The following is a 26,219-nucleotide window of genomic DNA, read 5'->3' on the forward strand; positions in this document are numbered from 1 at the left end:
CAACCTGTCCTTTCAACGACGGAAATAGTCTTCGACATTCCGGAAGGCGCGCAGGCCTTCGGGGCTGGCAGTGCGCAGCGGATCGTCCTCGCCCGTCACCGCGCCGCGCCATGCCGAGGCGCGCAGCGGCGTCACGCTCCAGCTTGTCCGCGGATCGAGGACGTGAGGCACGTTGGCGATCACCACGATCACGTCCATCTCGGCGCGCAGGACCAGGCTGCGACCTGGCGCGAAGGGGCCGACATCGGGCGTGATCCCGCCGTCCGCCTCGATCCGCGCGCCCTTGAACAAGGTGACGCAGGGATGCACGTCGCGGCGGCCGAGGCCATGCTTGGCAGCGCCCAGCAGGAAGCGGTCACGGCCGTTGGGATAATCGCCGCTGTTGCGGCCATCGCCGTACTTCGCCGCATTGGTGGCCGCGTTCGAGGTGCCGCAAAAGGTGTCGTGAGTACCGGCCTCGTCTTCGAGGATGCTCATGAGCACGCGCCCCATGTCGGACAGCAGCAGCTTGCCGGCGCCCAGATAGGCATTCCACTGAACCTTGACGGTATCAGCCACGTTCAGGCGCTCGGTCGGCATTTCCGCGTTGAACACCAGCAGCGAGGCGCAGGCGTCGCCGGCAAGGTCGATCAGCCGCAGGCGCGATCCGCGCGTGAGCCGGCGCGTGGCATAGCCGCCTGCCGCGATGGTTTCCTCCCACACGAGGTCAGCGCCGTCCACGCCCTCGGGCAAGTCTTGGGCAACGGGCGGGAGCACGGGCATGCTCTCCACGATCGTCCCTGCCATGGCGCGGGCATGGTCCCGCGCGGCGAGCGGATCGGCCAGGGTCTGGGTCATGAATGCGCTCCGGTCTGTCTGAATGCATTGCCGTGCTGGTCGTAGAGCGGCGGCAGGAGGGCGGTGGTGGTGACCAGCTCAAGCTGCTGCACCCCGCGCACCCGGCGAATGGCGTCGCACAGTTCCTTCAGCCGAACGGCCGGTCCCTGCACGAGAAGAACTTCAAGCGACTGATCGTCTTCCAGGACGACGTGCTGGGAAGAGATCACTTCCTTCAGGTAACTGGCCTGCGTCTGGGAAAGCAGGTGCCGCACCCGGCCCCGCTCGCCCCGATAGACCAGGGTAATCGTGCCCGCGAGCATCTCGTCCGGGCGCATGAGCGAGCCGTGCTCCGCAAGCGCGTGGCGGATCAGCTCGGCGATGAGCTGGGAGCGCGACGGCAGCGCGCGTTCGGCCACCATCATGTCCAGCTGTCTGAAGAGATCTGCCGGGAGGCTCATGCTGAGCCGCGCCAGGCTTGCGGATTCGGAGCCCATGCCCACTCTCTTTTCAATTATTACCAATTACGTCAATAGTAATATTTTCGAGCTGTTCGGGTGCCGGCTCGGCACGCTCGCGCATCGGCAGGTCGTAGACCACGGTGGCGCCGAAACGGTGGGGCGCGTGGGGATCGTGACGACGCTTGTCGAGCGCCAGAACGCGGGTTCCCAGCGTGAAGGCCTCGCGGATGTCGTGCGTCACCATCACGATGGTCAGTGAATATTCCCGCCACAGGCGCAGGATCAGCGCGTGCATGTCCGCACGGATGCCGGGATCGAGTGCGCCGAAGGGCTCGTCCAGGAGCAGGATGCGCGGCCTTTTCACCAAGGCCTGCGCGATCGCCAGACGCTGCTGCATGCCGCCCGAAAGGTGCGCCGGATAGAGGTCAAGGCTATGCCCCAGGCCCACGGCGGTCAGCATCGCCGTCGCTTCCTCCTCGGCCGCGCGCCGGGCGCCGCCGAACAGGCGTCCGAGCAGGGGCGCCTTCTCGCACTCCAGGCCGAGGGTCGTGTTGCGGAGCGCCGTCAGGTGCGGGAACACCGAATAGCGCTGGAACACCACGCCGCGGTCAGGGCCGCATTCGGGCGTGAGCGGCGTTCCGTCCATCAGGATCTTGCCCTGGCTTGGCCCTTCCTGTCCCAGGATCAGCCGCAGGAAGCTGCTCTTGCCCGCTCCCGAGGGGCCGACGATGGAAACGAAGGAACCTTCCTCGATGTCGAGGTTGAGTTTCTCGATGATGATGCGGTCGCCGTATTCGACCCAGACATCGCAGAAGCGCAGCAGAGTGCTCAATGGCTTGCTCCATGGGCCCAGGGGAACAGTCGCCGGCTGAGGAACGTGAGGGCCACGTCGATCAGGATCGCCAGCAGGGCGATCCACGCGACGTAAGGCAGGATCACGTCCATCGAGAGATAGCGGCGAACGAGGAAAATGCGGTAGCCGAGGCCGACGTCGGAGGCGATCGCCTCGGCGGAAATCAGGAAGACCCAGGCCGGCCCGAGCGCCAGGCGCATCGCCTGGAGCAGCCGCGGCATCGCCTGCGGCAGCGCCACCCGGATCATCACCTGCCAACTGCTCGCGCCCAGGGTCTGCGCCTTGATGATCTGCTCGGTCGGCAGAGCGGCGACATGCGCCGTGATGTCGCGGATCATGACCGGGGCGATGCCCACCACGATCAGCGCGACTTTGGCCGTCTCGCCCAGCCCCAGCGCGATGAACAGGATCGGCAGCAAAGCGATCGGCGGAATGACGGCGATGCCGGTCACCAGCGGCCCGAAGGTAGCGCGTACCGGCGGTAGCACCCCCAGTGCCAGACCCACCATCAGCGCCATCAGCGTCGAGATGCCAAGGCCGATGCCCAGACGCTGCAGGCTGGCGAGGGTATCCGCCCAGAACACCAGTTGTCCGGTGAGCTGGTCGGGCTGGAACAGCAGCGCCGACATGCTTTCGGCCATGGCCCCCGGCAGCGGCAGGATCTTGTCCGCCTGGTTTACCGCATGCCGGCTGGCGGCCATGACGATATAGACCAGCACGAGCAGCAGGATCGGCGTGGCTCCCAGGAACAGCCGCCCCCCTCGCCCGACGTGACGATTCACCCAGCGCATTGTCGTTGTCTCACTTTGCGAGATGTTGGCGTCGTGGCGGGTCGACTGCAAAACTGCCGCAATCGAACCCCGCCTGCCGAACTAGAGCTTTCCGTCAGCCGCCATCTTCATGAAGCTGTCGTCGAAACGCAGCGTGACGTGCTGCGCATCGCCCAGCGTCTTGCCGCCCGGGAAGGACATGCCGACGGCGTCGGCCGAGTTGGATCCCTTGAACAGCCCCTTGGAGAAGCTGAAGTCCCGCACCCGCGTCATCGTCGTGATCAGCGCCGGAGCATCCGTTGCGGCCACGGCGGACTTGGGATCGGCGTAGAGATGCGTGGTGCCGAGCTGGGAGTCGAAGGATTCCGGAGTGGCCCCCGCCAGCTTCGCCATGGCCGCGCGGGCGGCCTTGCCTTCGGCATCCTGGCGGATCATCAGCGCCGTCGTCTCGTACCAGATGCCCGCCAGCGCCTTGCCCAGGTTGGGATTGGCCTTGAGCGTGGCCGTATCCACGCAGAGCAGGTCGAGGATCTCTCCGGGAATGTCGGCGGAGCTGAACACCAGCTTCGCACCCGGCTGCGCCTTCATGGCGTTGAGCTGAGGATTCCAGGCGACCGCGACCTTGACGTCGGGGCTGGCGAAAGCACCGACGATATCGGCATCGCCGGTATTGACCGTCTTCACGTCCTTCAGCGCCAGGCCCACCGAATTCAGGCCGCGCGCAAGGAGGTAGTGCGAAACCGAAAGCTCGACCAGATTGACCGTCTGGCCCTTGATCGCCTTCAGATCGCCCCCTCCGGCATTCGAAATGCCTTTCATCAGCACGCCGTCGTTGCCGTTGGAATAGTCACCGACGATGATCGCGCTGGTGTCCTTGCCGCCAGCGGCCGGAATCGTCAGCGCGTCCATGTTCGCGACGGTCACGCCGTCCAGCTTGCCGGCCGTGTACTGGTTCACCGATTCAACGTAGTCGTTCACTTGCACGACGTTGATCTTGATGCCGTACTTGTCCGCCCACTTCTTCACGATGCCCGCCTGCTGGGCATAGGGCCAGGGCATCCAGCCCGCGTAAATCGACCATCCGATATTGAACTCGGTGCGCTTGGGCGCCTCGCTCGGGCCTTGCGAGCAGGCTGCAGTGAGAAGCACGCCCGCCATCAACGTGGCCTTGGCAATGCGACGGATCGGTACGATCATGAGTCGGTCCCCTTTCGCAGTGCAACATTGCTGCGATTCGAAAGGTTGTCCATCGAAAATTATTACGCTGCGCGTGTTTTGTAATACTTGCGCCAGCTGCCGCGCGTGACGGCGCGGCACAGGGAGCGGTTGACGCGGCCTCAGGAGCATGTGCGCGGGAACGCGCGATCCGCGCCCCGCTCGCGCCCGAGAGATCAGGCCGCCACTTCGTCCTCGGATTGCCGCTTGCGTGCGGCGCGGTCCGCCGTCCCCGCCAGCTCGTCCTGCTCATGCAGCGGCGGAAGCAGCGCCGTCGTGGTGACGAGCTGGAGCTGATGCACGCCGCGAATGGCGCGCAGGGCATCGCAAAGATCCTTCAGCCGCGCGGCGGGACCTTGCACCAGCAACACTTCGAGCGACTGGTCATCCTCCAGGAACACATGCTGCGAGGAGATGACCTCCTTCAGGTACTCCGCCTGGCTCTGCGCCAGTTGATGCCGCACCCGGCCCTTGTCGCCCCGGTAGACCAGGGTGATCGTGCCCGCCAGCATCTCTTCCGGCCGGGTCAGCGCTTCATGTTCGGCCAGGGCGTGACGGATCAGCTCGGCGATGAGCTGCGAGCGAGAGGGCAGTCCGCGTTCCTCGACCATCGCATCGAGCTGGCGGAACAGGTCGGCGGGAAGGCTCATGCTGAGCCGGGCCAGACTGGCGGCGTCGGTCTTCACGCTGCATCCCCTTGGGCCATCGTCATAATCCTTGCATCTGCGGCTTCGTCCCGAAAACCGGAGGGCGGGACGATCCTTTGCGATCGACGCTGGGCCGGTTGGGGGACGGGTGTCAAGAGCGTGCCGCGCTTCATGCCCGGAGGGTCCGCGCCCGAAACCCGGCCGTGTTACGGGGATAGCCCGTAAATATTACCATTGCAGAGTTTGGTAATATCGATAACGTGACGGACTTCGTGCGGACATATCGGGGAACTCCGTGGCGCAAAATCCAGCCTATAATTCCGCTTTGTCGGGCAATCCGCAGTCCGCCACCGCGCGGACCTATCCCAACGGCAACCCGGCGCTGGGCTACAACCCGCCCGGTGCGCGCCATACCGACAGCGCAGTGCCGCTGCACCGCAAGACGGCCGTGGTCCATGACTACGCCTGCGAGGGTCCGGCACCGGGCAATCTGGCATTTCGCTGGACTTACGGCTCCAACGTCGCGGCCCGGAACCGCGATCCGCGCGTGCAGGTGGTGCAGTACAACGAGGACACGTTCGTGCTGCGGCAGAACGTCTGCGTCCATTGGGAAGCGCCGTTCACTTACCTCCTGTTCGGCAATGCCGGCGCGCTGCTGATCGATACCGGCGCCACCGCGAATGCGCAGGCCTATCCCTTGCGCGAGACGGTGGATGCCATCCTTGCCCGCTGGTGCCAGGCCCGCGGACGCAAGTCCGTGCCCCTGACGGTAGCGCTCACCTCGGGAGAGGATGCCGCACAGAACCAGGGACTGGTCCAGTTCGCAGGGCGGCCGGACACGACGATCGTGCCCAAGCCGCTTGCCCTCATGAAGCGCTTCTACGGTCTCGACGCAAGCTGGCCTTCCGGATCGGGCCGGATCGATCTGGGCGGCCGCGTCATCGGCGTCATCCCGACGCCGGGCACGCACCGGGACGGGGTCAGTTTCCACGACCCCTACTGCGATTTCCTGTTCACCGGCGACCTGCTGTTCCCCGGCAAGATCAACATCGGCAACGACCGCGATTTCGTCGCCTCGCTGGAGCGGCTGCGGGACTTCGTGCGGCAACAGCCGGTCAAGTGGCTGCTGGGCGGCCACGTCGAGATGATGTTCGTGCCGGGCAAATACTATCCCCGCTTCGCGACCTACAAACCCTATGAGCGGGTGCTGGAAATGACCCCGGACCTGATCGACGAGGCGCTCACCCACGCGCGCGCGATCCAGGGCAAGGACATGATGCTGATCCGGCCGGACTTCGTCCTGTTCAACGGCGTCAGCCCCGACCAGAAGACCAGGGTCTGGCCCGAGGGCGTGCCCGACATCAACCCGCCGCGCCCCTTCTGACGCCAAGGACCCTCTCCATGGATCGCCGCACTTTCCTTTCGCGCAATGCCGCTGTCGCCGCCGTCCCGCTGACCGGGCTGTCCCTGGCGGCCCTCTCCGACACGGCGGCCGCCGCCGCGCGGCCGGCGCCCATCGATTTCACGAGCAACCTTCCTGCCGCCGGCAGTTTCCCCAAGCGCTGGATCTGCGGTTCGCCGTCCTGCATGGACAATACCGACCCGCCCGTTCAGGTCCATTGGTACAATCCGCATACGGCCATCCTGCGGCAGAACAAGGCCTACAGCTACGAGGCGCCGTTCGCTCCGCTCTACTTCGGCAACGACCGCGTGCTCCTGCTGGACGAAGGCTTCGTGCAGCTTCGCAACGACTGGGACCTGCGCGGTGTGGTGGACCAGTGCATCGACGACTGGTGCCGCCGCAACGGGCGCGATCCCGCCTCGCTGGAACTGCTCGTCGCGTTCAGCCACCTCCACGCCGACCACTACGCCGCGACCAACCAGTTCGCAGACCGGCCGAACACCCGGTACATGGGCCTTACGCACGAGGAAATGGTCGGCTTCTGGGGCATGACCCGATTTCCCGAGGAGCGCGTGACCCTGGACCTCGGCGGCCGCGAGATCCTGATCTGGGGCTCGCCCGGCCATGTCGTGTCCGAGTTCACGTATTACGACAGCTACACGCAGATCCTCTATACCGGCGACATGTTCTATCGCGGCCGATGCTACATCAGCTTCTGGCAGCCCTGGTTCGACAGCATGAAACGCCTGATCGATTTCTGCGACACTCATCCGGTCGCACACGTCATGGGATGCCATGTCGAGATCAGCAAGGACGGGCAGGACTATCCCTATGGCCTGACCTACCAGTCGGACGAGGCCCCCGTGGAAATGACCGTGCAGCAATTGCGCGAAGCCTATGCCCATGCCCAGACGATCACCGAGCCCGGGATTTATTTTACTGGCACCGTGTTCCTCTGCAACCAGACGCGCGGGACGACCACCATCGACCGCAATCCCTATCGCTACGATTGAACCTTCCGCGGCGAATCGCCATCCCGATTTCGCAGCGGAAGCACCGCTCCGACGATTGCGGCGATATGCGCCAGTGTTACCTCGCCGCCGAAAAACGGCATTAATCCTGCGTTTCCAGGCCGACTGTACCAAAACAAGTCAAACCGACATTAATACGCTTGACGAGAAACGTAATATCCATACCGTGTATCAAGTCGCCAGGCAGAGCGATGAAAATCCGGGAGAGAGAATCTGTAACAGCAGGCTGGTCCACTGGCCTGGATGGGGGGTTTTCGATGGAACAACTGCCAATCTCCTGCACGGTTCTCTCGGACAACGAGCGATCGGCCGACGCCGACCGGACCGCAGACACCACGAAGCAGTGGTTGTTCAACCTGGTGCCGCCGGCCTATCTCGTGGTGATCGCGGCGTTCTGGGCCTTCGCGCCCAAGGCGGTGATCGAAAACTCGTGGACGCTGATCGTCACCTCCTCCCTGATCACGCTCAGCGTGCTGGGGCTGGAATGGGTGAACGAGCGCCACGCCGGCTGGCGCATGAATCGGCGCGAGTTCTTTACCGACCTGTTCTACGTGGTGCTGGGCGCGACTGCCATTTCCTGGGTTTCGACCCATCTGGCGGAAGATCCGCTGAAGGCGCTGAAGCAGTCGCTGGGCATCACCACCGAATGGGCCGCGCATTTGCCCTTCCTGGTGCAGGTTGCCCTGGTGATCGTGGTGATCGAGTTCGGGCAGTACTGGATGCACCGCCTGATGCACAATTTCACGCCCTTCTGGCTGACCCATGCACCGCATCACCATATCACCCAGCTCAACGCCGCGAAGGGCTACGTCGGCAACCCCATCGAACTGTTCCTGATCGGCCTGAGCGTGCTGGCCCTGTTCGACCTGTCGGCCGCCGCCGTGTTCTGCGGGCTGAACATCCTGGGCGCGGTCTCCACGTTCGCCCATGCCAATGTGCGCGCGGATCCGCCGAAGTTCTATTCGCTCTTCTTCACGACGATCCGGCACCACAGCCTGCATCACTCGACCGATTACGAGAGCACGCGCTGCAACTACGCCAATTCGCTGATCCTGCTGGACCGCCTGTTCGGCACTTACCGCGAGGGTGAGGCCAGCGTCGTCGGACAGGACGACCTCCGTCGCCTGTCGATCCGGGAACAGTTCGTTTTCCCCTTCCGCCCTCTGCTCGACCGTGCCCAGGCGCGCCGAGCGGAAGCGAAGCGCGGCAATTCGGTGCGGGCGACCGGCTGATCCTCCGGGATCGAACCGGCCGCAGTGAAACGCCGCACTGAAACGAAGACCCTCGACCCGCCGAAAGGCGATGTCGGGAACCAGAGACGCGCAGGCGCGACATCCACGAAGATGGCCGGCCCGTCATGCCAATAAAAGCGGTACCCGAGACCTTCGGCGCAGGCAGGCCGGAGCCCGGGGAACCTCAGCCAAGGACAGGGAAGCACATGACACATCGCGCGAAATTGAGGGCAGCGCTGCTGACCGCAACATTCTTCACGGGCGCCGCCGGTGCCACGCAGGCCATGGCACAGGACGCCCAGGACGCACCCGCCGCGGCCATCCAGGAAGGTGACGCCATCGTCGTCACCGGAACGCGCCGCGCCACGACGATCATGGATACGCCGATCAACATCTCCGCGATCGGCGCCGAAGAACTCTCGCGCCAGCGGATCGACGACGTGCGCGACCTGGCGGACTTCACCCCCGGCCTGACGATCTCGGATACCGGCCCGGGCTCGACCGGCTCCATCGTCCTGCGCGGCCTCAACGCCTCGGATGTCGATTCCAACGGTGCCAACTACGACGACTCCCTCGGCATCTACCTGGGCGAAGTGCCGCTCTTCTACGATTTCAAGCTGCTCGACATCGCGCGCGTGGAAACCCTGCTCGGCCCGCAGGGCACGCTCTACGGCCTTGGCACGCTGGCCGGCGCCATTCGCTATATTCCCAACCGCCCGAACGTGGAGGAATTCGAAGGCGAGGTTCACGGCCGCCTCACCACGAAAAGCCACTCCGACAACTTCGGCTACCAGCTGGACGGGATGATCAACATTCCGCTGGTGCGCGACCATGTCGCCTTCCGTTCGGCCACCGGATACTACTACGATCCGGGCTTCATCGACTATCCGCTGCTGCTGCAGACGCCCGGCGTTTCCCTACCCCAGCCCGGCGGCACGGACGGTGTCACCCGTGAAGAGTTCGCCGCCAATCTGCGCCGCAGCAAGGACCTGAACTTCGAGCGGACCTTCACCACCCGCAACCAGTTGCTGATCCAGACCACCGAAGACCTCAAGGCGATCTTCACTTACGCCTTCCAGCGCACCCGCACGGACGGCGCCCAGTCCAACAGCAACGGCGTGCTGGGCACCGGCAAGTACCAGAACGCCGCCCGCTACGAGGAGCCGGTCAACCGCCGCGCCCACCTCGCCAGCATGGAAATCAACGCGAACATCGCCGATATCGTCGATCTCGTCTCCACCACCGCCTATACCAACGTGCGCACCCGCAGCCAGACCGACAACACCGACCTGCTGCTGGATCTCGACTACGACTACGAACTGTTCCCCGCCTTCTCCAGCTGGAACGAAAGCGACGGCCGCCGCAAGCAGTTCAACCAGGAGATTCGACTGGTCTCGCGCCATGGCGGCCCGTTCAACTGGGTTCTGGGCGGCTTCTACAACCAGCAGAAGTACCATAACGACTATGCCGAGCACACGCCTGGCCTGTCCGACTTCTACGGCGTCACCGGCAATCCCGACGATCTCGAATATGTCAGCTACACCAAGTCGAAGGTGACCGAAAAGGCAGTCTTCGGCGAAGGCACCTTCAAGATCACGCCGGAATGGCAGATCACCGGCGGCGCTCGCTACTTTAAGTACAGTTCCGACGTGCAGGGCGCGCTGGTGCTGCCTCTGCTGGGCGACCCGCTCAGCCCCTACGATGTCGATCCCGCCGGCGGCAAGGCCAAGAAGGACGGCTGGGTGTGGAAGCTCAACACCTCGTACAACTTCACGCCTGACTTCATGGTCTACGGCACGTACAGCAAGGGCTATCGCATCGGCGGCCCGAACCGCGTGGCGCCATGCCCCGATCCGGTTCCGGCCAACCAGCAGAACGCCTGCGCCCTGCCGAACGAAGTCCAGTACGGACCCGACAAGACGCGCAATGCGGAAATCGGCGTGCGCATGCAACTGTTCGACCGTAAACTGTCCTTCAACTTCGATGTCTTCCACATCAAGTGGGACGGCATCCAGGTCGACTCCGCCACGTACTACGGCGTGACCGGAATCACCGTCAATGGCGGTTCGGCCAAGTCGCAGGGCTTCGAAACCTCGTTCCAGTTCAAGCCGGTGCCGCAGCTGGCGATCCAGGGCAGCTATTCCTACACCGATGCGAAGCTGACCGAGGACGTGCCGGGGATCATCACCATCCGCACGACACCGAACGACTACGACGGGCGGCCGAAATTCACGCAGCTCGACGCGCTTTCGGGCGACCGGCTTCCCGGCTCGGCCAAGAACGCGGGCAGCCTGGGTGCGACTTACACCGTACCGATGGGCGAAGGCAGCATCAGCGCCAACTGGACGGCGACCTACCGCGGCAACGTCGTCTCGCGCATTGGCTGGGACCGCGGCTACGGGGACAAGATCCCCAGCTACGTCCTGCACCGCGCGACCTTGTCCTACGAGACGGACAAGTACACCGTCAGCCTCTTCGCGAACAACATCTTCGACAAGTACGCAGTCGTCTCTGTGGGTCAGGACCGTTCGCGCATCGGCGTCAACGACGGTGTCGCCGTGCGCTACTACCGCCAGACCGTGGTCAACCCGCGCACGGTCGGCGTGGAAGCACGGATAAAGTACTGAGAAACGTCGGATAGCAGGGGGAATGGGGTACCGCGCGGTGCCCCATTCCCCCCGCGCCGATCATCGCAGGCGCCGCCGCCTTCCGAGGCGGCGGCGCTTGTTCTTTCGGGAGGCTAGACCTCGATGCCCTGGGTGCGCAGCCAGTCGCGCGCGGGGGCCAGCGCCGCCTCGTAAGCGCGCCACTTGCCCATCCCGTCCCGGTTCATCGGCCGGCGGACCTGCGCCGCGCTGGGGGTGGCGACGGCCGAGCGGTTCTCATGGAAGGACAGGCACGCCGCGTCCCAGTCCAGGCCGCAGTGCTCCAGCAGCCTGCGCGTTTCCCCTTCCTGGTCCGTGACCAGCGCTTCGTAGGACAGTTGCAGCACGCGGCCGGGCCAGATTTCCTCCCACAGCGCAAGCAGCCGGTCGAACCGCGCATAGTAGCGCGCCGTATCCATGAGATCGTAGGAATAGGCATAGTAGGCCGACTGGCTGGCGAAGAGGTTCTTGAAGTTGCTCCACGCCGTGTCCAGCGGATGACGGCGCAGGCAGACCACTCTCGCTTCCGGCAGGGCGCGCAGGATATGGCCGATGTAGAGGAAATTCGCGGGCAGCTTGTCCGTGAAGCGCGGCTTCTCGCCGATGCGGTGAACTTTCGCGCGCGCCAGATAGGCCGCGCCAAGCGCAGCGGGTTCGATCCTGCCGCTGGCCGCCACGGTCTCGGGGTCGATGACCTGCCGCGAAGGTGCGCCGGGCAGATGTGGCAGCGCCAGTTGCTTGACCGCCAGCGGCATGGCCTGAAGTTCGCCCGCAGCCTCCACGGCCGGATGAGAAGACAGGATGCGATCCACCAGGGTCGTGCCTGTACGCGGCATGCCCACCACGAATATCGGCGCTTCGCTGCCATCCCCCGCGCCGCGCGCCAGTTCGGCGGGCTTTCCCCCGAACAGAGCCTCGATCGCGTCGAAGATCGCTGCGTCCTGCGCGAAGTCATAGCGGAGCGCGCGTTTCTGCGCGGCATTGGCCGCGGACAAGTGCGCCAGCGAGGCGGCACTCTCGCCGATGTCTTCCAGTTCGCGGGACAGCGCGTAACGGATGCGCAGCGCATCTTCCGGCCGCGGGACCGAGGCCAGCGCCGCCTCCAGCCGCGGGACATGGTGGCTCTGCACCGACTGCCGCGACAGGATCGCCAGGGCATAATGCGCGCGGCCATGCCCCGGATCGCGCGCCAGGATCGCCTCGTAGTGGCCCCGCGCCGCTTCGACCTTGCCGGTAAAGCCGCAGGCAGCAGCCAGGTTGTAACGGTAGTCGAGGTTTTCGGGCTCGCCATCCACCGCCGCGCTGAAGGGCGCCAGCGATCCCGCATGGTCGCCAAGCCGCGCCAGGACGCAGCCGATGGTATCGAAGGTGAGCGGATCGCCCGGCCCCGCCGCCATGGCGCCTCGCGCTGCCGCGCCCGCCTCTCCCTCGCGCCGGACGAGGACGAGCAATCTGGCGAGCTGCGCCAGATGCTCGGCCTGCCCGCCCCGCGCGGCAGCGGCCTCGAGCAGGGGAATGGCCTTGGCCACATGGCCGGCTTCCGCCGCCGCCATGCCCAGCAGGAAGTAACCCTCGGCCCGAAGCGGATCGGCCGCGACCAGTTGCTGCGCCGCCGCGGCAGCCTGCGACAGATCGCCCTGCGCGAGCGCGGCACGCGCCTGTCGCTCAAGCATCGCGGGCGAAACGGCCGTCAGCAAGACAGGAAATCACCCATCGCTCTCGTCATGCTTTGCAGAACCATGAGGAAGAGAAACCATATGCGCCCGCACAAGTCCATCTCATCCGGCGCGGCCGATGCCCGGGCCTTGCGACCGGCTACGATCCCAGCAACTTCTTCCTGAACAGGGACCGGACGAGCCTGTCCTCCAGAATGCGCCCCACGACATAGAGCGACGCGAAGATACCGGCGAAGACATAACCGGGCGTGGGCAAGTGCTTCTTGTCCTTTTCCTTGGGCTTCTTCGGATCCTTCTTTTCGGGAGCAGGGGCGCCCAGCGCCTTGTCGATGAAGTTCATCGGCAGCGCCGCGTCATCCTTGGCCGATTTCGCGCTCTTGCTTTCGGTCTCCGTGGCGGGCTTCTCGAACTTGCCGAGAACGACGGTCAACTGGGCAAACGCCAGGAAAAGCAGGGGCGCCAGAAAGCAGAACAGCAGGGCACGGCTGGTCAGGTGGTAATGGAGCACCGATCCGGCCAGCCCCTTCTCGATCCGCAGCACGCCGCCGTCGAACACGGACATCTTGTCCTGGGCAGCCTGGTCCTTTTTCTGGAAGACCAGCCGGTCGCTGTTGCGCTCGTGGCTGGTGCCGGTCTGGCGGAAAAGCGGACGAAGCCTGTCAAAGGCATCGTCGCCGGACTGGTCGGGCGCGAGAGCCAGGCTGCCCCGGACATGCCAGATCCAGTCGATGAAACGCAGGTTCATGTGATCTCCTTGTGGAGAGCCCCGCCCTGCCGCTTCGCGCGGCAGGGCTGAAGCCGGGCCGCGAACGACCGCTTCGGGCAAGGCATGGCGGAGCGAGGAGGCCGACCGTGCAGGCAGGCGCTCACTCTGGCGCTCACTCGGCCGGTACCGCCTCGGGACGGGCGACGCGCTCCTTCAGCGTTTTCCAGCCCTCGGTGAAGGGATAGGTCATCTGCTCGCGGATCGACATGCGGCGGCCGCCTTCCATGCCGAGCAGCTCCGCCTCGCCATCGACGCAAGTGCCGAAGATGCGATCGATGAAGATGAAGGTATTGGAATAATTGCTGCGGCTGGCCTCGAAGTCCTGCGAATGGTGCAGGCTGTGATGCTCGGTGGTGTTGAACAGGAAGCGCCACCAGCGCGGGCTGTTGAAGCGCACGTTGATATGCTGGTACGTCCCGATCGCCATGCCGAAAGCCCCGGCCAGCAGCGCGGCGCGCGGCAGGAAATCGAAGAAACCGCCGATACCCAGGCCGATCAGGAACAGCTCGGTGGGGTTGCCCACGGCGCCCTTGTTGATGTTCAGCTGGGTTATATAATGGTGCACCGAGTGCGACAGCCACAAGGGGTACCAGTTGTGCATCCCGCGATGCATCCAGTATTGCCCGAAGTCGAAGATGAAGGCGATCAGGAAAGCCTGCAGCAGCAGCGGCATGCCCAGGAACCAGGTGAACTTGTCCGAGTGGAAGAAGTGCTGGATGCCCTCGATCATCGCGCCATCGCCGATATAACCATCGACCATGCGGAGCGCGGTATAGCCTAACCCGACGTAGAAAAGGTCGGTCACCAGTTCCTTCCAGGTGAGGTTCCAGCTTTCGTGGCGGGGGAATTTCCATTCCATCGCCAGCAACAGCACCTTGAAGCCGATGCCGATGCCGATCGCGGTCGATGCCTTGGCGATGGAATTGGGAGCATAGTACCAGAACAGGATCAGCGCGAAGAGCACTGTGGGCTGGAACCAGGTGAAAACGAACTGCTTGATTGGACCGCCCTCGACCCGGGGAATGTTTTCCCAGCCCACCGTGACCGGTGCCTGAGTGCCTATCAGCCTTTTACCTACGCGAACTCCGTCCATGCGCCTGCCCTCGTATTATTCTTCCACCCGTCTTAGTAATACTAATTGGAATCATAGTAATACGGAGTCGTGCTCGCGTCTACAGCATATCGTCGCTAATCGTGCCGGGACCTGCGGGTTTTGGATCGACTGCCACATTCCTGCAGGAAAGCCATGCTCTGCGCGCCGCGCCTTGGCAGCCTCCCCGCTCCCAGTGCAGACGCTGGCGCGATTCGCCGAGAAGGCTTGATTTCCCTGCCCCTGGAGTGGCACATAAGGGCATGCTTCCAGAAACCCGCGCGATGATCGCCGCAGCAGCTTACGCCTTTGTCGCCGGCAAGAAAGTCGCCGGAGTGTTCGATCATTCGGCCAAGCGCGATCTGCAGATCGCCGCAGAGAGCCGGGGCACCCAGTTGCAGGGCTTCGATGGCGACCGCGCGGTGAAGTTCGGCGGCACCCTTCCCGAGATCTACGACACCGGCGCAGAAGCCTTCGTTTCCATGGAGATCGACGGTGCCAAGGTCCGCGGCCACGACCGCGGCGCCGACCACGCCTATTCCGCCCAGGTCACTGACCATTTCGTCCAGCTGTACGATTACGGCGAAAGCGCGTGGTTCACGTTCGACATTCGGGGCGTCGAACCGGGCTACGGCTATCATCGCGGTGCCGAGGCCAGCAACTGATAGCGCCGCGTTCGGGGCGGCTGCCACGCCCCTTGCCGCCGGACTGCGGCTTTTTGCGAACTGGGCATATCCAACGGCCCCGTTGATGTGTATGCGCCGTGATGATCCGGCGCCGATCGATGGGACCTCGCCGCGTCACGCCGCCGCGCGGCTGCCGTCCGGCGTTTCAGCACCGCCCGCAGCTTTGCGGACATCGACAGGAAAGCCCCTTCGCTGCTCATGGATGCGCCCCTCCCTTCGCTGGCAGACCTCGGCTGGAGGCCGTTCTTCAGCAACCAGCTCTCCGAAGACGAACGACGCGATACCTTGCCGGTACGGATCATGGCCGTCTATCGCGGCCTCGTCACCGTCGTCGGCGCCGAGTTCGAGGGGCTGATATCGTCGCGCCTGCCTGCTTCCCGGGGACCGGAAGACCGCCCCGCCGTGGGCGACTGGATGCTCGTCGGGCGGGAAAAGCACGAAGCGCAGCGCCTGCTGGACCGTGAAAACCTGTTCAAGCGCCCCGCGCCCGGCAACGACCGCCGGGTCCAGCTGATTGCCGCCAATGTCGATACGCTGTTCATCGTCACCTCGTGCAACCAGGATTTCAGCGTGCCGCGGCTGGAGCGCTATCTGGTGCTGGCCCGCGAAGTGGGCGTCACGCCCGTGCTCGTGCTTACCAAGATCGACCTGACGGATCGGCTCGACCATTTCCGCAAGGCCGCGCTGGGGCTTCAGGCCGACCTGGAGATAGAAACCGTCAACGCCCGCGACCCTGAGAGCGTTGCCCATCTCTCTCTTCGCTGCGGCCCCGGGCAGACGGTGGCGCTGATGGGCTCCTCCGGCGTCGGCAAGTCCACCCTGGTCAACAGCCTGCGCGGGTCCGACAGCATCGCCACCCAGGCCGTGCGCGAGCATGACGGCAAGGGCCGCCACACCACGACCGTGCGCGAAATGCACCGGCTGACGGGCGGCGGCTGGCTACTCGACACCCCGGGCATGCGCGAATTCAAGCTGGCCGAGGCCGCCACCGGCCTTGCCGAAGTGTTCGACGACATCACGCTTCTCGCCAGCCAATGCCGCTTTTCCAATTGCGGGCATCACAAGGAGCCGGGCTGCGCTATACAGGCAGCGCTCGCCGCAGGCACGCTGGAGCCCGAGCGGTTGGAACGCTGGCGCAAGCTCTCCGCCGAAGACATCAACAACACCGCTGGCGTGCCCGAACGGCGTGGCCGCAGCGACAGGAGATAAACACCGTGGCTGACCTCTATCTCAAGGCTCTGGAGTCCGAACGCAGGAGCCTTTGGGCCGAATGCCGCCTGAAAGGCCTTCCGAAGGGCTCGCCCGAGCGGCTGCGGATCGACGAACTGGACAAGCTCCTGGCCGAACACAAGGCCCGCAAGGCCTGAAGACTCCGCCGAAGGATGTCCGCATGGGCATCGGACGGCGGCACTGCGAACTTCAAGCGCGCTCACGCCTGGATGCTGTCGCCAGCACCAGGCAAAGCGCGCTAGTCGCAGTCTAGTTCACGACGTGGATCTGTGCTGCCGGGGTGGTGATGAGTTCCACCGGATCTTCCGGGCGGCGGCTGTCGGCCGAAGCCATGATGGCGTCGTGCTCGGCAAAGACCCGCTCGATTTCTGCCCGCTTGTCGAAAATCATGCGGGCAACGCCGGCCGTCATGCCGCCTTCGTCTCCCACGCGCCCCAGAACGCCGGCCAGGTCTTCCAGCGTGGCCTTTTCCGCCGAGCCGTGAAGGCCCCCCTTTGAATCACGATACGCAATGCATTCGTTTGCCACTACCGAGTCTCCTCAACGTAACCAAGAATGCGCGCCTCGTGGAAGGGTTTCAATTGGGCTATCGGAGTAGGGGTAATTTGGTCTTGCGCATGAGGGAAAGCCGCAACGCGCAGACGGACCGGACGAGGAAATGCTCTCGCCCGGCCCCTGTTGCTAAAGTGACTGAAGCCTTTTCAGCGCACTGACGATCAAGCCCCGAAGCCGCCGTCGATGGTCTGCATGGAGCCGGTGATCATCGCCCCGTGTGGGCCGGCGACGAAGGCCGCGAGTTCGGCGATCTCGCTCGCATGGGCATGGCGCTTGATCGCCATGAAGCTGTGCATGGTGGCTGCCATGGGTCCTTCGGCCGGGTTCATTTCGCTGTCGGTCGGGCCGGGCTGGATGCTGTTGACGGTGATGCCCCGGTCGCCGAAATCGCGTGCCAGGCCGCGCACCATGCCCTGCATGGCCGCCTTGGTCAGGGCATAGGCCGCCCCGCCCGCGAAAGGCATGCGGTCTGCATTGACCGATCCGATGACGATGATGCGGCCATCGGCGTTCATCCGGCGTCCCGCTTCCACGGCGGCGTGATAGGGCGCGCGAACATTGATGTCGATCATGCGGTCGACCGCGTCGGCATCGAGTTCCAGCGGATCGCCCAGCACCAGCGTGCCGGCATTCACGACCAGCACGTCCAGTGCGCCGCGTCCGGCCACGGTAGCGATCACTTCGCCGCGATCGGCGCTGTCGGCGCGGATCGCCACGGCGCCGGTTTCCGCTGTCAGGGCCTCGGCCGCTTCGCGCGAACCGGCGTAAGTGAAGGCGACATCGCCGCCACCTGCGGTGAACCGGCGGACGATTGCAGCGCCGATTCCGCGGCTGCCGCCGAGGATCAGGACGTTCTTGCCAGTGAATTCATTCATGACCTTGTCTCCATTCTCGTGGTTGTCTCTCAGGCTCTGGAACCAGATCCTGCCGGTGGGCCGCCTCCCCGGGAAGATCCCGGCAAGGTGGTTCGGCCCGCCCTCTGGACTTGTAGATGCCTTGCGGGCATCGTTCGAACTAGCCGGTAAATGCCGGAACTGGACGACGGGATTTCCGAACAATGATGAAGTTCGACGGGATCGTGGCTTTCCTCACCACGGCCGACGCAGGATCCATCAGCGCGGCATCGCGGCGGCTTGGCCTGGCCAAGTCCGTGGTGAGCGAGCGGCTGGCCGAACTGGAGCGCTCGCTGGGCGCGACGCTCCTCCAACGTTCGACGCGCAAACTCTCCCTGACCAGCAGCGGCCAGACCTTCCTGCCCCGCGCCCGGCGAATCCTGCGCGAGGCGGAGGAAGCCGCCGCGGAACTGGCGGCCCGCAGCGGCAGACTGTCCGGCCCGCTCCGGCTTTCCGCCCCGGTCGGCTTCGGCATCCTGCATCTGGGTCCCGCCCTCGCGCGATTTCTTGGCGAATATCCCGATATCGAGGTCTCGTTGGAGCTTGATGACGGCTTCGTCGATGCGGCCAGCGACGGCTTCGATGCCGTGTTGCGGCACGGTGCGGTGGGCGATGGCCGCCTGATCGCCCGCCGCCTGGCCGCCAGCCGGCGCCTGCTGGTCGCCTCGCCTGCATATCTCGAGCGGGAGGGCCGGCCCGCCTCGCTGGCGGAACTGGAGCGCCACCGCGGCATCCTCTATTCGAACAGGTCAGGCGACTGGCGCTTTGCCACGGAGACGGGATGGTCCGTGATCCGCCCGAATGCAGGGCTCCGCGTCAATAATGGACTGGTCATGCGCGATGCCGCCGCAGCGGGCCTCGGCATCGCCCTGCTGCCCAGCTTCTTCGTGCACGACGCCGTCCGCAGCGGAACCCTGGAAGAGATCGACATCGGGCTTCAGGCCGAGGGCGCGGAATTGTTCCTTGCCTATCCCCGCGACCACGGCGCCGCCCCCAAGATCCGCGCCCTGGCCGAAAGCCTGCGCCGCAGCTTCGGCGATCCACCCTACTGGGAATCGTGACCGCGCCGCCCTGCGCGGGCGATCCTTTCAGGGGATCCAGCGGTATCGCGGTCTTGCGGTGACTTCCGGGACGGGCGCGGAAAGATTCGCGCCGTGCCTTGGATCCTTGACGCTCTCGGGATCGACGAAGCCGTAGAACACCCCGCTGGAGGCTGAACCGCCGCGCTGCTCGACATCGCCAAGGTTCTGCGCCGTTCCCGAAAGAACGATGCCCTTCTCGTACTCCCCTATGCCCAGCATCGCGGTGGCGGCACGGGCCTTGTCCTTCAACACGGTGTCGCCGCGCAGCACCGTGAGGCCCGAAACCACCGCCTCGTCCCTTACTTGCGCCTTGTCGAGCACGACGGCGTGATCCTCGATCCGCGCCTTGCCGGAAACGGTGCCGGAAACCACGCGGGCATAGGGGCCGACATAAGCGCCCGGCGCCACCGTGGCGGCGGGGCCGACCCAGCCGCCGCCGTTCGCGTGACGGTGGCCGCCCGGGATCGGCTCCGGCGCACGGGCCTGCCAGCGGTCAGGCATCGCGCCCTCGAACTGGACCATCCAGGGATAGCGATAGATCGCGTAATAAGGCTGGTCCCAGCGGATCTTCTGCATCCGCGAAGGGGTAGCCATGACGACGAGGTAGAGGCCGGTGTCGCCCGCCTGAACAGCCATCGCAGCCGCGCCCTTTGCGCCGCTCTGCAAGGGGGAGTACCGGCTCTTGCCGTCCGCCCCCACCGCGACGACACCCCAGCGCCAGTCGGATGCGGGCGGCGGGATCGTTTCCGGCTCGTCCGCCAGCCCCGGCAGCGCGTTTGTCGCGCTGGCTTGCTGGACGATACCCCGGAACGTCACGGTCACCCGCGCACTGCCGGGATCGGGATGCAGCCTGACCACATTGTAGCCCCAGCGCTGCGGCGCCCACATGTCCGGCACGGCGAAGCGGCGGCGGCGCAGGTCCACCGGATCGAGCACTGTCGCGGAAAGAATGCCGGCGTCGGTCGTCTGCTCGTAAGTCCCGTAGTTCCGGCGAAAAACCGCGCCCTGATCGCTGCCATCGGGATTGGTGTAGTCCCAATTGGCGTTCCGCAGCGCCCAGTTCCCGAACACGTCGTTAAGCTGCGCCTGGGTCCAGTTCCGGCTCGCCTGGAGGACGGAGAAGGGATCGGCTGTGAGACGCGCGGGGTCGTCCTTGCCGGGGGCGGTCCGCCAGATCGCGTTGACCGCCTCGAAGCCGTATGTGTCCTTGAGGTATTCGAAGAACTGCCAATTGCAATAACGGCTGCGGGTCGAGCCGTAATAGAGGTGCGGATATTGCTTGAGCAGCACCGAGCAATGCGTGTTCTCGCGGAATTCGGGCAGTTGCACCGTCATCCAGTTGGCATGGCTCTCGAACATCCAGCCGGTGTAGGGCGAATCCATCAGGCGGCCGGTGGCGGCCTGAAGCGCATGCGTCAGTTCATGGGCAAGACCGAAGCGGTCCCTGAGGGCACCGGGATCGATCCACATGCCCATGTGGCCCAGCTCATCGGCGCCGCCGGTAAGGCCGTAACCCACGCCGATATAGGCGTTGACCTTGAACTTGCCCGCAGAGCCGCAATGCGGCTCAGGAAATTTCAGGGTGCCGAGGAAATAGTCCCAGACATATTCCAGATGCTTCGCGGCAGCCCTGGCCACTTCGGGGTCGACCGTGCCCGCCTTCCAGTGAAGCGCGAAATGCGGGCTTTCCATCTGGAGCGGCAGCGCGGAATTCGCCGCGTCCGAAGGGTCGGTAGCCGCCACCTTCCAGTCCCCGGCCACGCAGGCCGCACTCGGTGTGGAGCCGGTGACCGGGGAGGCAAGCACCGGCGCTGGCGGGAAGGCCCCTCCCGAAAGAAGAACAGCCAGCACCGAAGCCTGAAGCAGGACTTTCATCGTCAACGCGGGCTTAGCGTGACGGTGGTTTCCGCATCGCCCAGCGCGATCGCATAGCCGCCGCGATCGGCGGTGCCGGTGTCCGCGGCGTAAGTCTTGCCGCCAGCCGTGGTCGTCTCGAACAGGAGACGCGCGCGCGGGGCGATCGCCGTGGCCGGATCGAGCTTCAGCACGACCTTGCCGGTCTTCGCGTCATAATCGGCGCTCTTGATGCGGCCCGATTCCAGCGTGATCCAGAGGCCTGCCGGGGCGATGAAGAGGCGGCGGCGGGCTCCGTCCTTCGGTTCGACATGAACCCGGGCGCCCTTGGCCGTCAGTTCGCCGCCGAAGCCCAGCCAGCCGAACTGCGGATCGTCCACCATGTAAGTCGCCGAGGTGATGGCGTGGCCGTAGAAGCCCATGCCGTAGTCGCCGGTGATGGCGTCCCACTTCATCATGTCGGGCCAGGAGTGGAACGCGGCCGAACCGAAGCCCTGCTGGTCGATATTGGTCACGCCGCCCATCATGCCGCCGTAGGCGACGCGCAGGAGGTGCAGGTCGGTGGGGTTCTGGCGATAGGCGTCGAACAGCGGCACTGCGTTCAGCGCGGAACCGTAGTGGTGGATCTGCCGCTCGATGCGCGAGACCTTGCCGCCATAGAGGAAGTCCCAGTAGCGGCGGGCATTGCCGTTGTAGCCCCAGCTCGGAATGGTCGGATCGTAGGCGAGGATGACCTCGCGCGTTTCGTCCGCCTGGGGCTGATAGCCGAAATAGCGCATCCAGGCGTAGACTTCGGGCTGGCCGGTGGAATCCCAGGCCATCTCGCTGCCGAACGGGAACTTGAGCGTGCGCCAGTGGTCGGCGCGGCCCTTCATCAGGCCCTCCATTTCCGTGGCTTCGGCACTCAGGCCCTCGCGCTTGAGGTCCTTGAGGATGTCGATGAAGACATCGCCCTCCATCTGCCCGAACTGCGCATAGTACGGCGCATCGCGCATCATCGCCACGGACGTGCGGTAGGCCCACTCCAGGTAGAACTTCCAATCGTGCTGCTTGACCAGGCCCTGGTTGTCACGCGCAAGGCGGTAGAGCACCCAGTGGCCGATGGCGACATGCGGATAGTTGTAGGAGCGGCCGAGATCGTCCGAATCCTTCTTCGACCAGGCCGTCCAGCTCTTCCAGTCGATCTTGGGATCGTAGTAGTTCGGGAACTCGACCGGATCGTAGTAGAAGATGCTCTTCTTCACCGCGCCCGCCTGCGGGCCATCCTCTACCTGCAGGGTGCCGAGCACGGTCTCGTTGACGAGGCGCTCCAGCTTGGCGACTTCCTCGGCATTGGGATTGTCGAGCTGCTTCATCATCGCGGCAACCCACGAACCGGCGCCGCCCTCGTCACTCATTCCGGACACCCAGACACGGCCATCCTGCGTGAGGATCCTGTTGTCCTCGCGGTCGTAGGAAAGGATCGCAGGGCTGCGGTGGAAGGGATCGCCCTTGCCTTCGAACCACTGGTCGGTGGTGGTGAAGTGGCCGATGTCCGCCATCACCTGTTCGAGCGGCTTGGTGATGTAGTAGCTGACCGTCTGCTTCTGGCCATCGGCATAAGTCACGGTCAGCCGCGCCTGGCCCCAGCCGGAAGCCTTGACCTGATAGCGGGACCATCCCCCCCCGCTCTTGTAGCTGCCGCTCTTCCCGGCGATCGCGGTGAGCGCGCCTTCGGGGAAGGATTCGATCTTCGCCACTTTGCTCGGCGTCTTGAGGAACAGGCTGGCGGTCTGGTCGGTCGGCACGACATAGCCGGGAATGCCCACCGCGACCGGGCGCTTGTTCGCCACCAGCGTGTCCTCGATCTTGCGGATATCAGGGGCAGTCACGAAGCGGAGGCCGATCGTGCGACTTTCACCCGGAGCAAGCGTGATGCTGGTCGGCGCGTTCCACTGCTGGCCGGCCTTGGCCCATTCCTTCTCGGCGAAGCCCTTGCTGGCCACCGTCCAGTCGTAGAACCCTTCCGAGACCTGGCTGCGCTGGCTCTTGTCGGTGAAGATATCGCCATTCCTGGCGGCGCGCGCCTCGATGATCGGGCGATAGGCTTCGAGCGGTGTGCCCTTCTCGGGCAGCACCAGCAGCGCCGGCCCCTGTCCGTTGAGGCGCGTGACCTGAAGATAGCCCGCGTCTCGGCCGATGTAGGGATCGACGAAGCTCGCCTCGGCATGGGCCTGGTCCAGGTCGCGGTCGAGGATGATGTTGTCGAACACCATCGGCATGCCCAGGCCGCCGATCTCGATCGCGGCGCTGCTGGTGTTGACCAGAGTGAACCGCATGGCGAGCACGCCCGCCTCGTTCACCCAGCGGCGCTCGACGCGCAGCGGCATTGCCCCGCCATTTCCGGAGGTGCCCATCGACGCGGTGATGTCGGCGGCGGCAAGCACGTCCTTGCCGCCCGGCAGCGCCGTGATCTGCTGGCGCGCATGGGCGGAAGAATAGTCCTGCCATTCGGAACCGGCCGTCTTGAGGCGGATGTGGATGTCGCCGATGTGGACGTAGCCATCGCTTGCACGTTCGGCCTCGCGGCCGGCCGGCACGAAGTCGAAGGCGGTGTCACCCTTGGGCGAGAGATGGGCCAGCGTCTGGGTATCCGCACGCAAGGCGAGATCGAAGGTTGCCGTCTCCATCTCGGTCTTGCGGATCGGGGGGAATACCTTCTTCGGCTTCGGCGCCTCGCCCTCCTCCGCGTGAGCGATGCTCGTGGGCAACGCCGCCGGCAGAGTGCCGAGCACCAGGGCAATGAGCGGAAGGGGCTTCAGGAGACGCTTCATTTCTGATCCTTGAAGGTAATTAGTGGGCGGCCGTGGCGACGGCGGGCTTGGCCGGCTGTACCGGGCCGAGTGCAGGCGGCGTTTCGCCGAGCAGGTACTGGGTGAAATAGTCGCGCAGCTTCTTCCAGAAGAAGGGCCGGTAGACGTTGTGCGTGGCATTGGGCATCACGATGAGATCGACGTCCCTCCCGGCATCCATCAACGCCTTGGCGAGCCGGTAGCTCTCGGTGATGGGCACGTTGTCGTCGATGTCGCCGTGGACAAGCAGCAGGTGGCCCTTGAGCTGGCCCGCTACCGCCATGTTCGAATTCCGCTCCCAGGTCGCCTCGTCGGCATAGCCCATCGAGACTTCCGGCCACCAGGTCTTGTCGAGACGCAAGTCGTGGTTGCCCGAGGAGGCGACGCCCACCTTGAAGAAGTCCGGGCGGCGCAGCACGAAGCGTGCGGTGTCATAGCCCCCGGCCGAACCCCCGAACACGCCCACGCGGTTCACGTCCATATAGGGGTATTTCGCGGCCATCTGGCGGATCAGCGCGATGTGATCGTCCAGCCCCACCTCACCGAGGTTCTGGAAGGCAGGCAGGCGGAACTTCTGTCCGCGCCGCGAGGTGCCGGTGCCGTCGATCATCACGACGATCGCCCCGATCTGCGCCACGCTGTTGCCGGCCACGCGCCGCGCATCGCTCCAGGTGGCAGGCACATCCGTGGTGGTCGGGCCGGTGTAGACGTTGTCGATCACCGGATAGCTGCGGCCGGGATCGAAATGCGCCGGGCGATAGATCATGCCGTAGATCGGCGTCGTGCCGTCCGCGGCCACACCCTTGAACGGTTCGGGCGGGGTATAGCCGGTGCCGCGCAAGCGGCTGTCGTCCGCCCGCGCCAGTTCCTTGACGATCCGTCCGGTCGCGCCTTCGCGCAGCACCGCACGTGTGGGCGTTGTCGGGCTCGACATCTGATCGACGATCCACTTGCCGTCGGGCGAGACCTGGGCATTGTGATCGAGCGGCTCGGGCGTGAGTTCGGTGAGTTCGCCGCCCGCGATCGGAACCCGGTACAGCGCGCGCCAATAGGGATTGCGCGCGCCTTCCCCCGATGCTTCGCGGCCGACGCCGGTGACGACCAGCGACGCCTTGTCCTCCGCCACATTATCGACGGTGAGCACTTCCCAGGCTCCGGTGGTCAGCGCCTTCCCGCCATCCGGACCGAGGTCTGGTGTGACGAGGTAAAGCTGCGCCCAGCCGGTCCGCTCGGAGATCGAGAGTTCGCCGCCCAGTTCGGGCGCGGGGAAGATCATGCTCGAAGTCACGGTGACGACCGGCTTCACCGCCTCGTGCACGACGATCCGGGCCACGCCGGTCTGCGGATCGGCGAGGTAGACGGCCTGCTGCCCGTAACCGCGTTCGGTCCAGAGCGCGCGGACTTTGCCATCCAGCCAGCCCATGTCCGGCGGCGCGGGGTAGAGAAGCGATTCCGCCGGCATCTGGATCGGCACGATCTGCGCCTTGCCCTTGCGCAGGGCCTGCCTGACATCCACCACGAAGCGCGTCGCCTGCGGCAGCTTCTCGGCCCCCGCCAGCGGATAGACGTAGCTGAAGCTGCGCGGGTAGAAACTGCCGGGCGGGTTCTGCTGGGTGATCGAAAGCTTCTTCACCGCACGCGTGTCGAGCCGCCAGCTCAGCAGGTAGCGGCCGTCCGATGACCACTGCGCCGATACCGGCATGGCCGGTTCCTCGGTCCCTTCGCGCAGGATATCGGACAATTCCGGGATCGAGCGGCCATAGGGCTGCTCCCGCGTACCGTCCGTGGTGAGTGCCACTTCGCGGCCGCTGGCGATATCCACGGCGTAGAGATTGAAATCCCGGGCGACGATCTTCGTCTTGCCGTCCGGCGAAGCAAGATCCATCTCGCGATGATCCGCCGCTTCGACCTGGAGGGCCTTGCCCGCCGCATCCAGGCTCCAGAGCGCACCGTCGAAGGCGCGGAACCGCACTTCGCCCTGCGCGGGATCGTAGTCGACATCGGCGATCCGGGCATCGTCGATCGAGACCGGAGCGCCTTTGGCAGCGGTCAGCGCCGCCAGCAGCGCTGCGGTGGAGGTGATCTCCCGGCTCTGCTGGCTGGCAAGGTCCAGCAAGTGGTAATGCTGCTCCAGCCGGTTGCCGGTGCGGTAGAACAACCCGCCCTCCACGAAGCGAGGCGCGACATCGGCATTGTCGATGAGGTCGCCCAGCGCGCTGCCCAGGTATTTCTCGGCATCGGCATAACGCGCGTCGATGCTGGGGACGGCTGCGACCGCGCCGCGCGCGTCACGCGCTTCGGCCGTGACCGTGAGCATCGGCACCGCCCAGGCCAGGGCAACGAGGCTGATCGATTTCGCGAAAGGTAAGGTCGAAGCACGCACGGCTGAAATCGCTCGGTTGTTTCGGAAGACCATCGTGTCATGACCTCCGGCCAATCGATAATCAAGGAAAATATACGATATATAATCAGTTTTGTCTTAAT

At 65.1% G+C, this 26,219-nt stretch carries 22 protein-coding genes; 8 read left to right on the plus strand and 14 right to left on the minus strand.

The annotated features are described in order from the left end of the window. Window positions 1-12: 12 nt before the first annotated feature. The 6 genes from ACZ1J6_RS05620 to ACZ1J6_RS05645 form a co-directional block, all read right to left on the minus strand. Window positions 13-837 (minus strand): urea amidolyase associated protein UAAP1, encoded by an 825-nt coding sequence (locus tag ACZ1J6_RS05620; protein WP_314466663.1) that lies wholly within the window; start codon window positions 835-837, stop codon window positions 13-15. Further along, entirely contained in the window at window positions 834-1,313 is a 480-nt protein-coding gene (locus ACZ1J6_RS05625) for a CopG family ribbon-helix-helix protein (RefSeq protein WP_132266068.1), read from the minus strand. Before ACZ1J6_RS05625 ends, ACZ1J6_RS05620 begins: the two co-directional genes overlap by 4 nt. A 13-nt stretch (window positions 1,314-1,326) precedes the next feature. After that, window positions 1,327-2,109: an ATP-binding cassette domain-containing protein gene (locus ACZ1J6_RS05630; RefSeq protein ID WP_314466664.1), complete on the minus strand. Its 783-nt coding sequence runs from the start codon at window positions 2,107-2,109 to the stop codon at window positions 1,327-1,329. Beyond that, window positions 2,106-2,921 (minus strand): ABC transporter permease, encoded by an 816-nt coding sequence (locus ACZ1J6_RS05635; protein ID WP_431567146.1) that lies wholly within the window; start codon window positions 2,919-2,921, stop codon window positions 2,106-2,108. Before ACZ1J6_RS05635 ends, ACZ1J6_RS05630 begins: the two co-directional genes overlap by 4 nt. An 81-nt stretch (window positions 2,922-3,002) precedes the next feature. Further along, complete coding sequence (locus ACZ1J6_RS05640) at window positions 3,003-4,097, minus strand: putative urea ABC transporter substrate-binding protein (RefSeq protein ID WP_132266073.1); 1,095 nt, start codon at window positions 4,095-4,097, stop codon at window positions 3,003-3,005. Between the two features lie 194 nt (window positions 4,098-4,291). Continuing rightward, window positions 4,292-4,765, minus strand: coding sequence for a CopG family ribbon-helix-helix protein (locus ACZ1J6_RS05645; RefSeq protein ID WP_132266307.1), 474 nt, complete (start codon window positions 4,763-4,765; stop codon window positions 4,292-4,294). Between the two features lie 292 nt (window positions 4,766-5,057). Here ACZ1J6_RS05645 and ACZ1J6_RS05650 point away from each other — a divergent pair, with 292 nt between their 5' ends. The 4 genes from ACZ1J6_RS05650 (at window position 5,058) to ACZ1J6_RS05665 (ending at window position 11,054) form a co-directional block, all read left to right on the plus strand. Further along, entirely contained in the window at window positions 5,058-6,146 is a 1,089-nt protein-coding gene (locus tag ACZ1J6_RS05650; protein ID WP_431567145.1) for an MBL fold metallo-hydrolase, read from the plus strand. Between the two features lie 17 nt (window positions 6,147-6,163). Further along, window positions 6,164-7,177: an MBL fold metallo-hydrolase gene (locus ACZ1J6_RS05655; protein WP_431567144.1), complete on the plus strand. Its 1,014-nt coding sequence runs from the start codon at window positions 6,164-6,166 to the stop codon at window positions 7,175-7,177. A gap of 275 nt (window positions 7,178-7,452) precedes the next feature. Further along, window positions 7,453-8,427 (plus strand): sterol desaturase family protein, encoded by a 975-nt coding sequence (locus ACZ1J6_RS05660; protein ID WP_431567143.1) that lies wholly within the window; start codon window positions 7,453-7,455, stop codon window positions 8,425-8,427. A 206-nt stretch (window positions 8,428-8,633) separates the two neighbouring features. Next, the gene (locus ACZ1J6_RS05665) at window positions 8,634-11,054 is read left to right on the plus strand and encodes a TonB-dependent receptor (RefSeq protein ID WP_132266080.1); all 2,421 of its coding nucleotides are present in this window, start codon (window positions 8,634-8,636) and stop codon (window positions 11,052-11,054) included. 113 nt (window positions 11,055-11,167) lie between these two features. Here the strand turns inward: ACZ1J6_RS05665 and ACZ1J6_RS05670 are convergent, their stop codons facing one another. The 3 genes from ACZ1J6_RS05670 to ACZ1J6_RS05680 all read right to left on the minus strand — a co-directional run bounded on the left by ACZ1J6_RS05670 (window position 11,168) and on the right by ACZ1J6_RS05680 (window position 14,607). Continuing rightward, on the minus strand, window positions 11,168-12,769 hold the full coding sequence (locus ACZ1J6_RS05670; RefSeq protein ID WP_465127072.1) for a tetratricopeptide repeat-containing sulfotransferase family protein: 1,602 nt from the start codon (window positions 12,767-12,769) through the stop codon (window positions 11,168-11,170). 118 nt (window positions 12,770-12,887) lie between these two features. Continuing rightward, a complete protein-coding gene (locus ACZ1J6_RS05675) occupies window positions 12,888-13,493 on the minus strand; it encodes a hypothetical protein (protein ID WP_431567141.1) in 606 nt (201 codons plus the stop codon). A 133-nt stretch (window positions 13,494-13,626) separates the two neighbouring features. Continuing rightward, entirely contained in the window at window positions 13,627-14,607 is a 981-nt protein-coding gene (locus ACZ1J6_RS05680) for a sterol desaturase family protein (protein ID WP_431567140.1), read from the minus strand. Between the two features lie 260 nt (window positions 14,608-14,867). On the opposite strand from ACZ1J6_RS05680, the gene ACZ1J6_RS05685 reads away from it, so the two are divergent. The 3 genes from ACZ1J6_RS05685 to ACZ1J6_RS05695 all read left to right on the plus strand — a co-directional run bounded on the left by ACZ1J6_RS05685 (window position 14,868) and on the right by ACZ1J6_RS05695 (window position 16,657). Beyond that, entirely contained in the window at window positions 14,868-15,269 is a 402-nt protein-coding gene (locus tag ACZ1J6_RS05685; RefSeq protein ID WP_431567139.1) for a hypothetical protein, read from the plus strand. Window positions 15,270-15,488: 219 nt separating this feature from the next. Further along, window positions 15,489-16,499 carry a ribosome small subunit-dependent GTPase A gene (gene rsgA, locus ACZ1J6_RS05690; RefSeq protein ID WP_431567138.1) on the plus strand — a complete coding sequence of 337 codons (1,011 nt, stop codon included), beginning with the start codon at window positions 15,489-15,491 and terminating at the stop codon, window positions 16,497-16,499. 5 nt (window positions 16,500-16,504) lie between these two features. Beyond that, complete coding sequence (locus ACZ1J6_RS05695) at window positions 16,505-16,657, plus strand: hypothetical protein (RefSeq protein ID WP_165921400.1); 153 nt, start codon at window positions 16,505-16,507, stop codon at window positions 16,655-16,657. A gap of 112 nt (window positions 16,658-16,769) precedes the next feature. On the opposite strand, the gene ACZ1J6_RS05700 is transcribed toward ACZ1J6_RS05695, so the two are convergent. Continuing rightward, the gene (locus tag ACZ1J6_RS05700) at window positions 16,770-17,048 is read right to left on the minus strand and encodes a hypothetical protein (RefSeq protein WP_243654233.1); all 279 of its coding nucleotides are present in this window, start codon (window positions 17,046-17,048) and stop codon (window positions 16,770-16,772) included. Window positions 17,049-17,236: 188 nt separating this feature from the next. Then, the gene (bdcA, locus tag ACZ1J6_RS05705; RefSeq protein WP_431567137.1) at window positions 17,237-17,950 is read right to left on the minus strand and encodes an SDR family oxidoreductase; all 714 of its coding nucleotides are present in this window, start codon (window positions 17,948-17,950) and stop codon (window positions 17,237-17,239) included. Between the two features lie 182 nt (window positions 17,951-18,132). Between bdcA and ACZ1J6_RS05710 the strand changes: the two genes are divergently transcribed. Next, entirely contained in the window at window positions 18,133-19,029 is an 897-nt protein-coding gene (locus ACZ1J6_RS05710) for a LysR family transcriptional regulator (RefSeq protein ID WP_132266091.1), read from the plus strand. A gap of 27 nt (window positions 19,030-19,056) precedes the next feature. Here the strand turns inward: ACZ1J6_RS05710 and ACZ1J6_RS05715 are convergent, their stop codons facing one another. Genes ACZ1J6_RS05715 through ACZ1J6_RS05725 form a run of 3 tightly spaced genes read right to left on the minus strand, consistent with a single transcriptional unit; the run spans window position 19,057 to window position 26,118 of the window. Further along, the gene (locus ACZ1J6_RS05715) at window positions 19,057-20,925 is read right to left on the minus strand and encodes an Svx/AvrXca family virulence/avirulence protein (protein ID WP_431567136.1); all 1,869 of its coding nucleotides are present in this window, start codon (window positions 20,923-20,925) and stop codon (window positions 19,057-19,059) included. A 2-nt stretch (window positions 20,926-20,927) separates the two neighbouring features. After that, the gene (locus ACZ1J6_RS05720) at window positions 20,928-23,717 is read right to left on the minus strand and encodes a DUF5695 domain-containing protein (protein WP_431567135.1); all 2,790 of its coding nucleotides are present in this window, start codon (window positions 23,715-23,717) and stop codon (window positions 20,928-20,930) included. A 19-nt stretch (window positions 23,718-23,736) separates the two neighbouring features. Then, window positions 23,737-26,118, minus strand: a complete 2,382-nt coding sequence (locus tag ACZ1J6_RS05725; RefSeq protein WP_465127073.1) for a S9 family peptidase — start codon at window positions 26,116-26,118, stop codon at window positions 23,737-23,739. Window positions 26,119-26,219 lie beyond the last annotated feature (101 nt).

Source organism: Novosphingobium sp. BL-S-21 (genome assembly GCF_055521655.1).